Below are 13,136 nucleotides of genomic sequence, written 5' to 3' on the forward strand. Positions count from 1 at the left end.
TAACGGGTCCTTTCAGAATGCGGCGTCAGCCGCATGCGGTGAGGAACTCAGCTCGCACCGCCGCGGGTTTTCAGGCAGCGCCCGCCCCGCCGGGGTTCTTGGCGAGGACAGCTCCGAAGCCGCGTATTGGGCATGCACAAATCGGGGATCCCACAGTCCAGACGGCGGCCGCAACTCCCGCAGGGGGCCGCTACCCGCACCGCTACGTGAGCCCATTTCTGAAATCGCCTTTGAAATTGGGAACCTCCACGGCGTCGCGGACGGGCCACTGTGGATGGATGCCCGCGTTCAGCGGCGCGGTTCGGCCACCGAGTCGCGGTGCTTCGGTTCCGGGGCGATGAGCTTGCGCCGGCTCCGCCGGTTCTTGTCGACCGCCTTGAGCACGCGCTCGACGACCGCGTCGACGACGGTTCCCACGTCCCAGCGGTAGGTGGACAGCGCCGGCGTCAGCAGGCGCGACACCGGGTGGTCGTCGTAGCCGAGGACCGAGAGGTCGGCGGGAATGGCCAGGCCGAGATCGCGTGCGGCCTCGTAGACGCCGTAGGCCATCGAGTCGGTGAGGCAGAACGCCGCCGTGGGCCGGGGTTTCTCGGCGAGCGCGGTCCGCGCGACCTCGGCGGCGCCGGTCAGGTCGTTCGGGCAGGCCACGATGCGCAGGCTCATCCGCAGTTCCTGCGCGACCTCGCGGACGACCTTCTCCGCGGGCCGCTGGCGCATCAGCCGCGGTCCCGGCGTCAGCACCAGGATCTCGTCGTGCCCGGCGGCGCTGAGCGTTTTCAGCGCGTCGGTGACTCCCAGGCCGTTGTCGAACACCACCTCGGCGGCAGTGGCCGCCCCGGGCAGCGGGTCGCCGATCGCGACGAGCATGGTCCGCTCGGCGGCTTCCGGCCAGTGCCGGGACGTCGGATCGACGGGGATCGTGACGAGCGCGTCGACCCGCTGGTCGAGGAGGTTCTTGGCGAGCAGGGCCTCGCGCGCGGGATCGGCGGCGGAGTCCATGAACAGCGTGTTGCGGTCGGCGGCGAGGAAGCGCCTGCCGAGCGTGGTGGCGAAGTTCTGCTGCCACAGGTCTTCCAGCGAACTGCACAGCACACCCACCATGCCGGTGCGTCCGCTGGCCAGCGCGCGGGCCACCGGGTCGGCCTCGTAGCCGAGGCGGTCGGCGACTTCCCGCACGCGCTGCTGGGTTTCCGGGGGCACTTGCAGACCGCGGAGCGCGTAGGACACGGCGGCCGGGGAGAGCCCCGTCTCCGCCGCGATGTCCTTGATCGTGGGCCGCTTGCGGCGTTGCACCTGGAAAGCCTAGCGCGTGGCGGATGCGTGCGTTCGGCCCTTGACCGCGCGAGCACTGAGGCGGTTCACTGAAACCGTTCACTGAACCGCTTCACAAGGGCGTGGCCGTGTCCGATCCGGTGATCGACGTGCACCAGCACCTGTGGCCCGCGGAGTTCGTCGACGCGTTGCGCGCACGCGCGGATCCACCGCTGCTGCGCGGCTGGACGCTGCACCTGGCGGGCGAGCCGCCGTTCGAGGTGGATCCGGCCGATCACGAGCCGGCCGGGCGCGCGGCTCGCGACGCCGAGGCCGGGACGGCGGTCGCGCTGGTTTCGCTTTCCAGCCCGCTCGGCATCGAATGGCTGCCGCCGGATGAAGCGGAGCCGCTGCTGGACGCATGGCATCGCGGCGCCTCGGCGTTGCCCGATCCGTTCCGGCCGTGGGCGGCGGCCAACGTGCTGGAGCCCGACGAGGAGCGGGTGCGGGAGGCGCTCGGCAGGGGCTGCGCAGGCCTGCAGATCCCGGCCGACGCCATGCGGAAACCGGCCGACGTGGAACGCATCGCCGCGCTGCTCGCGGTGTGCGAGCAGGCGGACCGGCCGGTGTTCGTGCACCCGGGCGCGGCGACCTGCCCGGCCGATGACGTGCCCGGCTGGTGGCCGCCGGTCGTCGACTACGTGGCTCAGCTGCAGGCGGCGTGGTGGTCCTGGCACGTCACGGGCCGCGCGCTGCTCCCGGAGCTGCGGATCTGCTTCGCCGCCGGAGCCGGGCTGGCGCCGGTGCACCACGAGCGGCTGGTGGCCAGGGGAGGGGTGTTCGACCGCGTCGATCCGGGCGTCTTCGTCGACACCTCGTCGTACGGGCCGCGCGGGGTGGATGCGCTCGTCCGGGTGCTCGGGATCGACCCGGTCGTCCTCGGCAGCGACCGGCCCTACGCCGAGCCGGCCGATCCTGGGCTGGGGGAGGCCGCCGCCCGGGCCATCCGCTGCTCGAACCCACGTCGTCTGCTCGAAGGAGGATCACCGTGATCGGCGAACCCACCGCGCCCGGCCTGCCCGCCAGGCGAGCGCGCCGGATCGGCGAGGTGCCGGGCGGTTTCACCCTCGAAACGCTGCCCGGGCGCTACCTCGACCAGGGCGAACTGCTCGGTCTGGTCGCGGATCTCGCGCGCCGGCCGGAGGTGTGGCGGCATCACGTCGCGTTCAGCGACGACAAGCGGCATTACGCATCGCTGCACCGGGACGCGCACGTCGACGTCTGGGTGTTGTGCTGGACGCCGGAGAACGACACGGGCTGGCACGACCACGACATCTCCTCGTTCGCGGTCGCGGTGGCCCGCGGTGCGCTCGTCGAGCACAACTTGGCCGTGGCCGGGCCGAGCGTGGCCACCGAGGTCGCCGCCGGCCTCGGGTACGGCTGCGGCCCCGACCACATCCACCGGCTCACCGGCAAGGAGCGGCACAGCGTCTCGATCCACGCCTATTCGCCGCCGCTGTGGCGGATGGGCCAGTACTCCGTCGCCGACGGCGTGATCCGGCGTGTTTCCGTGTCCTACGCAGAAGAACTGCGCCCCATCGACAACACGGCGCTCGTCTGACCCAGCGCGGGTTCCGCGGGGAGGGAAGGAGTCATGACCGCGGTGCGCACCGGAGATCCCGTGCTCCTCGACGGCACCGAGATGTCCATTGTGGATGTTGTGCGGATCGTCGACGACCAGGTGGCGATCGGTGTCCCGCCCGCCGCGTTGGCCCGGCTCGGCGCGGCAGCAGCGGTGGCGGGGCCGGTTTACGGGCGCACCACCGGCGTCGGCGCCAACCGCTCCGAAGTGGTGCCAGGCGGCGCGGCGCACGGGATGCGGCTGCTGCGCAGCCATGCCAGCGGGATCGGGAACCTGCTGCCGGAACGGGACGTGCGGGCGATGCTGACCGTCCGGTTGAACCAGATTCTGCGCGGCGGTACTGGTCTGCGGGCAGGGCTCGCCGAGGCGATGGCCGCGGCCCTCAACGCCGGGGCGTACCCGGAGGTGCACGAGCACGGCGCGGTCGGAACCGGCGATCTCGGGCCGCTGGCCGAGCTAGGGCTGGCCCTGGCGGGCGAGGCGAGCTGGATCGGTCGCGGTCCGGCTCCGGTCGCCCTGACCGATGGCGAGGCGCTGGCGTTGATCAGCAGCAACGCCCTGACCATCGGCCAGGCGGCGCTGGCGGTGGCTGCGGTGCAGGGCCTCGTGGCGGCGACCGTTCCGATCGCGGCGCTGACCTCGCTCGCCGTGGACGGCTCGACCGAGCCGTTCGCGCCCGAGGTGCACGCCGGCCGCCCGCACGCCGGCGCATCCCGGGTCGCGGCCGAGATGCTGGCGCTGCTCGGCGGCGAGGTGGCCCCGGGCCGCCGGATCCAGGACCCGTTCGGGCTGCGGTGCTTCCCGCAGGTGCACGGCCCCGCAGTGGATGCGGTGGCCGACGCCGACGCGGTCCTCGTGGTGGAGATCAACTCGTCCGCCGAGAACCCGTTGATCACGACCGGCGAACCGGCGACCGCCCGCCACCACGGCGGATTCCACGCCGCTGGGCTGACCCTCGCGCTGGACCGGTTGCGGCTGGCGATGCTCTCCACCGCGCAGTTGTCGGCCGGGAGGCTGGCGATGCTCACCGAACCCGACATGACCGGGCTGCGCCCGTTCCTGGCGGCCGGACCGCCCGGCAGCTCGGGAATCATGGCGCTCGAATACGGCGCTGGCTCCGCGCTCGCCGAGCTGCGCGCTGCGGCGTTCCCCGCGACGCTCGGCCACATCGTGCTGTCCAGAGGCGCCGAAGAACACGCGAGCTTCGCCCCGCAGGCGGCCAGGCAGACCCGGCGCGCCGCGGACGCGTATCGACTTGTGCTGGCCTGCGAACTCGTGGCCGCGGTCCGCGCGAACCGGCTGCGCGGCGTCAGCCCAGCGCAACCGGTCCGCGCGGTTTACGAGCGGGCGTGCGACGCGCTGGATCCAGATACCCGGGAACGCCCGTTGTCCGGCGATGTCGCGGCCGCCGCGACCCTCGTCGACGAGATCCCGCGGCTCGTGCGGCCGGCGGATGCTCGTCGAACACCCTGATCGGCCAATGTGGACACATCGCCGGTCGCCCCGGCGGCTCTCGTGCCGCGGTCATTTCCTGGCCTCCTGATCGAGCAGGCGCGCGCAGGAGGCGAACTCGTGCAGCTCCGCCGACCACGCGGCCAGGGCGTCGAACGCGGTGACGTCGCCCCGGCGCACCGAGTCCCAGCAGCACTCGTCGACCAGCCGGATCGCCCGCGCGACCGCCGGGCCCAGCGCATCCGGCAGCGCCGCCTCCACCTCCCGGCGCAGACTCGCGAACCGGTCTGCGGCCGGCGGATCGGCCACGTCCTGCAGTAGTGCCAACCGAAACGACAGTTCGCCGACGAGGTATTGCTGCGTCATAGCCACCGCCACCCATCCCGATGTTCGAAATGGGTGTACCCGGGAAGATTCCCGTCGTAATCCGGCGGACCGCGCCGCTACCGGGTCGGATTAACCGGGCCCGCGGCCATCGGCCTCAGCTCGCGTCCTTGTTCACCCGCCCGGTTTCCGGCGGTGCCGCGCGGGCCGCGACGACCTGGCCGATGAACAGGTCGTAGACGACCGCACCGATGACGCCGCCGATGAGCGGCCCGACGATGGGGATCCAGAAGTAGGCGCTGAACCACTGGTAGGTTCCGGGCAGGGCGATGTCGCCCCAGCCGGAGATGAACGTCCACAGGCGAGGGCCGAAGTCGCGCGCCGGGTTGATCGCGTAGCCGGCGTTGGGCCCGAAGGTCATGCCGATCACGGTGACGGCCAGGCCGATCAGGAACGGCCCGAGGTTGGCGGCCGGCGCGGTGTTGCGGGTGTCGGTGAGTGCGAAGATGAGCAGCACCAGGATCGCGGTGCCGACGATCTGGTCCAGCAGCGGTCCCCACCACGATCCGTCGAAGTACTTGGCCGGGAAGGTGGCGAAGATCGCGAACGTGTCCAGGGACTGGTCGCGGGCGAGGCCCGCCTTGGCGTTGAACGCGTCGATCGCCCAGCTGTACACGGAGTACACCAGCGCCGCGGCGAGGAACGCGCCCACGACCTGGGAGACGACGTAGGGGACGACCTTCACCCACGGGAAGGCCCGCCGCACCGCGAAGGCGAGCGTCACCGCCGGGTTGATGTGCGCGCCGCTGACGCCGCCCGCGACGTAGACGCCGAACACCACGGCGAATCCCCAGCCCCACGCGACGATCAGCCAGTTCGCGGGCCCGAAGGCGTCGGATTGCCGCCCCGAGCCGGGCAGCCCGGCGACGGCTACCGCGACCGACGCGCATCCCAGCAGGATCAGGACGAAGGTTCCCAGGAATTCGGCCAGCATCTCGCCGCCGAGTCCTGCTCGGTAGCCGCGGCGGCGTTGGTTTTCCTCGGCCATCGGTGACTCCACAACCCGAGTTGACTTGCCCCCATTTGCGCGATTCGGCCGGTCTGGAGCGGCGGAATCGGTAACCGGAGTGTAGGACTCGGGCTCCGGACGCGCCGGGTGCGAGCAGCTGCGCAGACGGCGCAGCGGCCGGGTGGGGGTTTTCGAAAACGATTTTTCGTCATACCGTAACCTCGTGGACGGAGAGACGAACTATCGTTCGCGCGGGCCGGTCGGGGCTCCGCGCGCGTACCGGCAGGAGGCCGTCATCGGCGCGCAGGGAGCGGCACAGGTGGACCGATGGGCGTGACCGAGGTCGATGCGGAGCGGAACACCCAGGAGGCCGTCGGCCAGGTGCTCGGGCGGGGGCGGGTGCGCGGCGCGCTCGCGATGCTGGGGCCCGCGTTCATCGCCGCCATCGCCTACGTCGATCCCGGCAACTTCTCGACCAACATCGGCGCCGGCGCGGAGTTCGGCTACGCGCTGGTGTGGGTCGTGGTGCTGGCCAACCTGATGGCGATGCCGGTGCAGTTCCTGTCCGCGAAGATCGGCGTGGTCACCGGCAAGACGCTGCCCGAGGTGTGCCGGGAACGGAATTCCCGGCCGGTGCGGTGGGGACTGTGGTTGCAGGCGGAGATCGTCGCCATGTCGACCGACCTCGCCGAGTTCGTCGGCGCCGCGCTCGGCCTGTACCTGCTGTTCGGCATCCCGATGGTGCCTGCGGCGCTGATCACCGCGGTCGTCGCGTTCGCGCTGCTGGGCCTGCAGGCGCGCGGCTACCGGCCCTTCGAGCGGGCGATCGCCGGGTTGCTGCTGCTGATCATCGCCGGCTTCGCCTACCAGCTGCTGCGCATCGGCGTGGAGCCCGCCCAGGCCATCGCCGGGCTGGTGCCGACGCTGCCGGCCGGCAGCGCCTACCTCGCGGTCGGGATCGTCGGCGCCACCGTGATGCCGCACGTGGTCTACCTCCACTCGGCGCTCACGAGCCGCCGGGTGGCCTGCTCGAACGACGACGACCGCCGCAAGGTGCTGCGCTTCGAGCGTTGGGACGTGATCATCGCGCTCGGCCTCGCCGGGATGATCAACCTGTCGATGCTGGTCATGGCCGCGAAGTTGTTCCACACCAGCGGCAACACCGGGATCAGCAGCATCGAGGACGCGCACGCGGGCCTCGCCACGTTCGCCGGCGGCACCGCGGCCCTGGTGTTCGCGGTCGCGCTGCTGGCGTCGGGGATCTCGTCCTCCAGCGTCGGCACCTTCGCCGGGCAGGTCGTGATGGCCGGGTTCATCAACTTCCGGATTCCGCTGCTGCTGCGCCGGTTGATCACGATGACGCCCGCGCTCGCGGTGATCATGCTCGGCATGAACCCAACCGACGTCCTCAACTTCAGCCAGGTCGTGCTGAGCTTCGGCATCCCGTTCGCGCTGATCCCGCTGCTGCTGGTGACGAGGGACCGCTCGGTCATGGGCGACTTCGCGAACCCGCGCTGGCTGACGGCGGTGATGACGACGATCACGACGCTGATCATCGGCCTGAACGCCTACCTCCTCTACGACCAGTTCCTGGGCTGAGTTCATGGGAACCGAAGCGCTGGACGGTGCGCATCACGGATCTGCGCGGTTCTTCGCCGCGCTGGCCGACCTCGTGCGGCACGGCGAGATCGTCGTCGACCGGCCGAGGGGACGACCGCACCCGCGCATCCCGGACGTGAGCTACCCGCTCGCCTACTGCTACCTCGCGGGAACCACCGGCGGTGACGGCGAAGGCATCGACGTCTTCGTCGGCTCGGCGGCGGGCGCGGGCGTGGCGGGCGTCCTGCTCACCGCGGACCTGGCCAAGCGGGACGCCGAGATCAAGGTGCTGGTCGACTGCTCGCCTGAGGAGATCGAGATGGCCAGGGAGTTCGTCAGCGGCGTCCTCGGCATCGGCGGTCACCTCGTCGTGCCGGGCGAGACGTAGCCGTCCGTCCGCCGGTCAGGAATCGGCGGGTGCGGTGCGGAGTTCCCGGACTTCGGTGAGCAGCGCTCGAACCGTTTCACCGTCGTCGTCGCGGTCGCGGCGCACCTGGGATTCCATCGCGGACACGGCGACGGCGATGAAGAGGTCGAGGACGGTGAACGTGGTGCCGGCGATGACCACTCGCTGGGTGAGTGGCGCGTCGACCCGCTCGCGAACGCGTTCGCGCGTGCTCACCAAGTACTCCCGATCGCGGCGGAAACAACGATGTTGATCAATCTATCGGGTGGCCCCGACGGGAGTTGAGCGGACCGTCGCGCGGCGGGCGCCGGGAACGGATTCCCGGCGCCCGCCGCGAGGAGGATCAGAATTCTTCTTCGTCGCCCTCGAAAACCTCTTCCAGTACCTCGCCCACGACCATGCCGCCGAGGATCCCGGCACCGGCGCCGAGTGCGGCGCCGGCGACCATGCCGCCCATCCCGGAGCCGCGCCGCTGGTGCTCGTCGTGGTACCCGTGCGGGTGGTGGCCGTAGCCGTGGTGGTCATGGCCGTGGTGGCCCGCGCCGCCGCGGCGTTCGGCGGCCTGCTCCAGCCAGCCGTGGATCTGCCCGGCCCAGTCGGTGGTGAGAGCTTCCTCGTGGCTGGCGTGGAAGCGGCCGAAGGCGTCCTGGCTCGGGGTGAAGAAACCGCCGCGCTTGTCGGCCTCCAGCACCACGTCCAGTCCGTGCGGGCCGGCGACGAAGGTCAGCTCGACCTCGTTGATCCGCCCGGCGAACTGCTGCGGCGGGTAGAACTCGATCTCCTGGAAGAACGGCAGTTCCTGGCGAACACCGTGCAATCGGCCGTGCTCCAGGTCGGCGCTCTTGAAGTGGAAACCGAGCTGGGAGAAGGCCTCCAGCACCTTTTCCTGCGCGGGCAGGGGTTCCACCGACACCGGGTCTAGATCGCCCTTGTCGGCGACCTTGGCGATGGCCAGCTCGGTGCGCACGCCAAGCGTCATGCCGTGCAGGTGCTGCCCGTAGACGCTGGTGATCGGCGTTTCCCACGGCACGGGGAGCTCGAACGGGATGGTCTTGTTCTCGCCCTCGCTCAGAGTGAACCGCCCGGCCACCACGGCGCGGTGGAACTCCACCCCGGCGTGGCCGTCGTGGCCGCCGTGTTCGGTTTCGACGCGGGTGACGAAGCCGAGCGCGACGCTCTCGACGGTGACGTCCTGGTTTCCGCCGGTGATGCGGACTTCCCCGGCGAGGTTCTCGCCCGGGCGGACGTGCGGGTGGCGCAGCACGGTGTCCACCGACGGGCCGCCGACGCCGAGCGCGCCCAGGAGCTTCTTGAAGACCATTCTGCTGGCCCTTTCTTGTCTCTTCGCTGTCGATCAGTTGCGGTGCGTGTTGTCGAACGGTTGCGGGTCGTGCGGCTCCTCTGCCGGATCGGATGTCAGCGCGGTCCGATGCGGCCGCGAGCCGCCGCGCACGCGTCGTGGCGTTCCCGGAATGCCGCGATGCCGTGCGGAGAAGAGGAGGAGCGGTTGGCCACCTGGGGGAGGAGCGCCGGAGAATTCTCGGCTGCACGGCGCGGAAACGCGCCGGATTCGACTCCTCCAGGCGGTCCTGAACGGACGCTGCGCGGCGTCATGGGCGGCGTCGAGATGCGGTCGTGACGCGACTCCGCGCGGGAGGCGCGGCCTGCCGGCTCGTGGCAGGCGGTTCGGTTCGGGCGGCCGACGTGCGGCGTCAGCGGCTCGGCGAGGTCCGCGCCCCTCGGCTGGCGAGAGACGCGGCAGGTACTTCCAGGATCATCGCCCATGCCCGTAGCAACGGAGAAACAGATCACCGGGTTCCGGACAAACGCCTCAAAAATGGTGATCAACACAACATCGCCCGATCGGCCGGATGACGGGTTCTCCGTGCCGACACGGCCGGGTCTTTCGAAGGGCCGGATCGGTGCGGCCGGGCCTACGCTGAGCCCGTGCGGCTGCGTGAGGTGCTGAAACGCCTGGTCGTCGGCCGGCCGGTGCGCAGCGACCGGTTGGGCGAGACGCTGCTGCCGAAGCGGCTGGCGCTGCCGATCTTCGCCAGCGACCCGCTGTCGTCGGTCACCTACGCGACCCAGGAGATCCTGCTCGTGCTGTCGCTGGGCGGGCTGATGTTCCTGCACCTGACGCCGTGGGTCGGGCTGGCGGTCGTGGTGCTGCTGGCGGTCGTGGTGGCGTCCTACCGGCAGGTGGTGCACGCCTATCCCAGCGGCGGCGGTTCGTACGAGGTCGTCTCGGAGAACCTGGGCCCGTCGGCGAGCCTGGTGGTCGCCGGTGCCCTGCTGGTGGACTACGTGATGACCGTGGCGGTGTCGGTCGCGGCCGGGGTGGACAACATCATCTCCGCGGTGCCGGAGCTCAACGAGCACCGGGTCGGCATCAACCTGCTGTTCATCGTCGTGCTGATGGCGATCAACCTCCGCGGCGTGCGGGAGTCCGGCCGGGCCTTCGCGGTGCCGACCTACCTGTTCATCGCCGGGGTCGGGCTGATGATCGTCGTCGGGCTGGTGCGGACCGCGCTGGGCGCGCCGCCGGTGGCGGAGAGCGCCGGGTACGACATCAAGCCGGAGCAGGTCGGGCTGACCGGGCTCGCGTTGTCACTGCTGGTGCTGCGCGCCTTCTCGTCGGGCTGCACCGCGCTGACCGGAGTCGAGGCGATCTCCAACGGCGTGCCCGCCTTCCGGCGCCCGAAGGCCGTCAACGCCGGCCGCACGATGCTGGCGATGGGCATCATCGCGATCACGATGTTCAGCGGCGTGACGTTGCTGGCGATGATCTCCCAGGTCCGCGTCGCGGAGAACACCTGCGACCTGATCGGCTTCGCCGGCGACTGCGAGAACGATCCGCAGCGGACCGTGATCGCGCAGATCGCCGCCGCGGTCTTCGGTGGCGACAACACCTTCCTGTTCTACTACCTGCAGGCCAGCGCGGCGCTGATCCTGGTCCTGGCAGCCAACACGGCGTACAACGGGTTCCCGATGCTGGCCTCGATCCTGGCCCAGCACCGCTATCTGCCCCGGCAGCTGCACACCCGGGGCGACCGGCTGGCGTACTCCAACGGAATCGTGCTGCTCTCGCTGGTCGCCGGCGGGCTGATCTACCTCTACGAGGGATCGGTGACGCGGCTGATCCAGCTCTACATCCTGGGCGTGTTCACCTCGTTCACCCTCAGCCAGATCGGCATGGTCCGGCACTGGAACCGGGAACTGGCCGCCACCACCGAGCCCGCGCGGCGACGCAGGATCCACCGCTCGCGGCTGATCAACGGCTTCGGCGCGGGCATGACCGCGGTGGTGCTGGTGGTCGTGCTGGTCACCAAGTTCACCCACGGCGCCTACCTGGTGGTGATCGCGATTCCGGTGCTGTACCTGCTGATGCGGTCGATCTCCCGGCACTACGGCCAGGTCCGCGACGAACTTCGGCTGGACGACGAACCGGCCACGCTGCCCAGCCGGGTGCACGCGATCGTGCTGGTGTCCACACTGCACAAGCCGACGGTGCGGGCGCTGAACTTCGCCCGCGCCGCCCGGCCGGACACGCTGACGGCGATCACGATCAACGTCGACGACGCGGAGACGCGCGCGTTGCAGCAGCAGTGGGAGGAGCGGGACATCGGCGTGCCGCTGAAGGTGATCGAGTCACCGTACCGGGAGATCACGAAGCCGGTCGTCGACTACGTCAAGCACATCCGTCGCACCAGCCCACGCGACGTCGTCTGCGTCTACATCCCGGAGTACGTGGTCGGGCACTGGTGGGAGAACGTGCTGCACAACCAGAGCGCGCTGCGGCTCAAGGGCCGGTTGCTGTTCGTGCCGGGCGTGATGGTCACCAGCGTTCCCTGGCAGCTGCACTCCAGCACCGTGCGCCACCCGGACCGGGAGGCGCACAGTCCCGGCGATGTCCGCCGAGGTATCGGCTCCGGCGGCACCGGCCGCCGGTGACGTCAGCCGGTTCGCGTCGCCAAGCGCCGCCTGGACTCGCCGCGCCGCCGCGCCTGCGCCCAGCGCAGGCCGACGTTGGCCAGTCGTTGGGCCTTGCGCGCCATCAGGTGTTGTGTCAGCAGGTGCTGCTGGTAGCGCCAGGGCGGCTGCAAGCTGTTCCGGCCGGACATCGCGTAGCAGAAGTCCACGGCGTTGCGGTCGGTGTAGCGGTCGGTGTTCTCGAACCATGCCATGCTGGTGCGCGCCGATGCCTGCGCGATGCGCAGCGCGGCGTGGCCTTCCTCGTCGAACTCCTTGAGCGCCATGGCAGTTTGATCGCGATCCAGCAGTTTCTGCGCGAGCATCACCGCGTCGATGATGGCCAGCCGGGTCCCGGAGCCGAGCGTGAAGTGCGTGGTGTGCGCGGCATCGCCGATGAGGATCATGTTGTCGTAGCGCCAGGTCTGGTTGTAGACCTGGGTGAACCGCTGCCACGAGGCGGGTTTCCCGCGGGAGGAGCTGATCAGCGAGTGCCCGCCCAGCGGCCGGTCGAAGATCTCCTCCATCAACCGCATGCCCTCGTCGTCGCCGAGCCGGTCGAACCCGAGTCGCCGCCAGGTGGTGTCCTGGCATTCGACGATGAAGGTGCTGATGCCGGCGCTGGACGGATAGGCGTGAAACCAGATCCAGCCTTCCGGGGTTTCTTCGAAGTCGAAGGTGAACATGTCGAACACCCGGTCCGTGCCCAGCCAGATGTAGGGGTTGTGGCCCTGGTCGACCTGGGTGCCGAACTCGTCGGCGTAGCGCTGCCGGGTGCGGCTGTTCGCGCCGTCGGCGACGACGATCAGATCGGCGTCGGAGAACTCCGACAGATCCTCCGCGGCGTGTTCGAACCGGACGTCGACGCCCAGCTGGATCGCCCGCTCGGTGAGTATCTCCAGCATCGGAGCGCGGTTGATGCTGTAGCCGTATCCGGAGAGGTAGGCGTGGTCGGTGCCGTGCAGCGAGACGACCTGCTCCTGCCACAGTGTCGAGGCGGCGCGGATCTGCTCGGCGCTCTCCCGGTCGTTGGCGTAGAGCGTGTCCAACAGGTCGTCCCAGTACACGACGCCCCAGCCGTAGGTGGCGCCCGGCGGGTCCCGTTCGATCACCGTGATTTCGTGGCCTGCGTCCCGGAGCTTCGCCGAAATGGCCAGGTACAGGCCGGCCGGCCCGGCCCCGATGCACACGATCTTCATTACGTCTCCCCACGAGCAGCGGGATGAGTGGTGACTGCGGAATGCTCGTGAGAAGCACGAGCGACCGATGTCCGCATGGGTCGGTACGCCCCCGTTGTACACCGGCGGAAAGCCGGTCGCATGGGCTCCGCCGACCACTCACCATCCGAGCCGCGGGGCAAGGGACTTTCGCCCCGACATGACACGGCCGTAGCAACAGGTCGGCCACCGCTACGTCTGCGGGAAGCGCCAGGTCGATGCGAGTTGTAGGCGCCACCACCGTCACGCGGCTGAATACCGTGG

Annotated in this window: 12 protein-coding genes and 1 pseudogene; 6 read left to right on the forward strand and 7 right to left on the reverse strand. The window is 70.2% G+C overall.

Annotation, left to right across the window (positions count from 1 at the left end; translation table 11 throughout):
- Positions 1 to 288 precede the first annotated feature (288 nt).
- Positions 289 to 1,293, reverse strand: a complete 1,005-nt coding sequence (locus AB0I53_RS13780) for a LacI family DNA-binding transcriptional regulator (RefSeq protein ID WP_358601399.1) — start codon at positions 1,291 to 1,293, stop codon at positions 289 to 291.
- 107 nt (positions 1,294 to 1,400) lie between these two features.
- Between AB0I53_RS13780 and AB0I53_RS13785 the strand changes: the two genes are divergently transcribed.
- The 3 genes from AB0I53_RS13785 to AB0I53_RS13795 are packed head-to-tail and all read left to right on the forward strand — an operon-like array spanning position 1,401 to position 4,366.
- Positions 1,401 to 2,303 carry an amidohydrolase gene (locus tag AB0I53_RS13785; RefSeq protein WP_358601402.1) on the forward strand — a complete coding sequence of 301 codons (903 nt, stop codon included), beginning with the start codon at positions 1,401 to 1,403 and terminating at the stop codon, positions 2,301 to 2,303.
- Positions 2,300 to 2,872 (forward strand): cysteine dioxygenase family protein, encoded by a 573-nt coding sequence (locus AB0I53_RS13790; protein WP_358601405.1) that lies wholly within the window; start codon positions 2,300 to 2,302, stop codon positions 2,870 to 2,872. Before AB0I53_RS13785 ends, AB0I53_RS13790 begins: the two co-directional genes overlap by 4 nt.
- Positions 2,873 to 2,905: 33 nt before the next feature.
- Positions 2,906 to 4,366 carry an aromatic amino acid lyase gene (locus tag AB0I53_RS13795; RefSeq protein WP_358601408.1) on the forward strand — a complete coding sequence of 487 codons (1,461 nt, stop codon included), beginning with the start codon at positions 2,906 to 2,908 and terminating at the stop codon, positions 4,364 to 4,366.
- 51 nt (positions 4,367 to 4,417) lie between these two features.
- Here the strand turns inward: AB0I53_RS13795 and AB0I53_RS13800 are convergent, their stop codons facing one another.
- On the reverse strand, positions 4,418 to 4,711 hold the full coding sequence (locus AB0I53_RS13800; RefSeq protein WP_358601411.1) for a hypothetical protein: 294 nt from the start codon (positions 4,709 to 4,711) through the stop codon (positions 4,418 to 4,420).
- Positions 4,712 to 4,826: 115 nt separating this feature from the next.
- Positions 4,827 to 5,717 (reverse strand): MIP/aquaporin family protein, encoded by an 891-nt coding sequence (locus tag AB0I53_RS13805; protein WP_358601413.1) that lies wholly within the window; start codon positions 5,715 to 5,717, stop codon positions 4,827 to 4,829.
- A gap of 288 nt (positions 5,718 to 6,005) precedes the next feature.
- On the opposite strand from AB0I53_RS13805, the gene AB0I53_RS13810 reads away from it, so the two are divergent.
- Together AB0I53_RS13810 and AB0I53_RS13815 are read left to right on the forward strand one after the other, a co-directional pair.
- On the forward strand, positions 6,006 to 7,277 hold the full coding sequence (locus AB0I53_RS13810) for an Nramp family divalent metal transporter (protein WP_358601415.1): 1,272 nt from the start codon (positions 6,006 to 6,008) through the stop codon (positions 7,275 to 7,277).
- 4 nt (positions 7,278 to 7,281) lie between these two features.
- Positions 7,282 to 7,665 carry an inorganic pyrophosphatase gene (locus tag AB0I53_RS13815; RefSeq protein WP_358601418.1) on the forward strand — a complete coding sequence of 128 codons (384 nt, stop codon included), beginning with the start codon at positions 7,282 to 7,284 and terminating at the stop codon, positions 7,663 to 7,665.
- A 15-nt stretch (positions 7,666 to 7,680) separates the two neighbouring features.
- On the opposite strand, the gene AB0I53_RS13820 is transcribed toward AB0I53_RS13815, so the two are convergent.
- Entirely contained in the window at positions 7,681 to 7,899 is a 219-nt protein-coding gene (locus tag AB0I53_RS13820; RefSeq protein WP_358601421.1) for a hypothetical protein, read from the reverse strand.
- 127 nt (positions 7,900 to 8,026) lie between these two features.
- Complete coding sequence (locus AB0I53_RS13825; RefSeq protein ID WP_358601424.1) at positions 8,027 to 9,004, reverse strand: sporulation protein; 978 nt, start codon at positions 9,002 to 9,004, stop codon at positions 8,027 to 8,029.
- A gap of 626 nt (positions 9,005 to 9,630) precedes the next feature.
- On the opposite strand from AB0I53_RS13825, the gene AB0I53_RS13830 reads away from it, so the two are divergent.
- Positions 9,631 to 11,637, forward strand: a complete 2,007-nt coding sequence (locus AB0I53_RS13830) for an APC family permease (RefSeq protein ID WP_358601427.1) — start codon at positions 9,631 to 9,633, stop codon at positions 11,635 to 11,637.
- Positions 11,638 to 11,639: 2 nt separating this feature from the next.
- Here the strand turns inward: AB0I53_RS13830 and AB0I53_RS13835 are convergent, their stop codons facing one another.
- Positions 11,640 to 12,854 carry an FAD-dependent monooxygenase gene (locus AB0I53_RS13835; RefSeq protein ID WP_358601429.1) on the reverse strand — a complete coding sequence of 405 codons (1,215 nt, stop codon included), beginning with the start codon at positions 12,852 to 12,854 and terminating at the stop codon, positions 11,640 to 11,642.
- A gap of 193 nt (positions 12,855 to 13,047) precedes the next feature.
- Positions 13,048 to 13,136: pseudogene (locus tag AB0I53_RS13840) on the reverse strand (EsaB/YukD family protein); the annotation flags it as partial.

Origin of the sequence: Saccharopolyspora sp. NPDC050389 (assembly GCF_040655595.1) — a bacterium.
Taxonomy (GTDB): domain Bacteria; phylum Actinomycetota; class Actinomycetes; order Mycobacteriales; family Pseudonocardiaceae; genus Saccharopolyspora.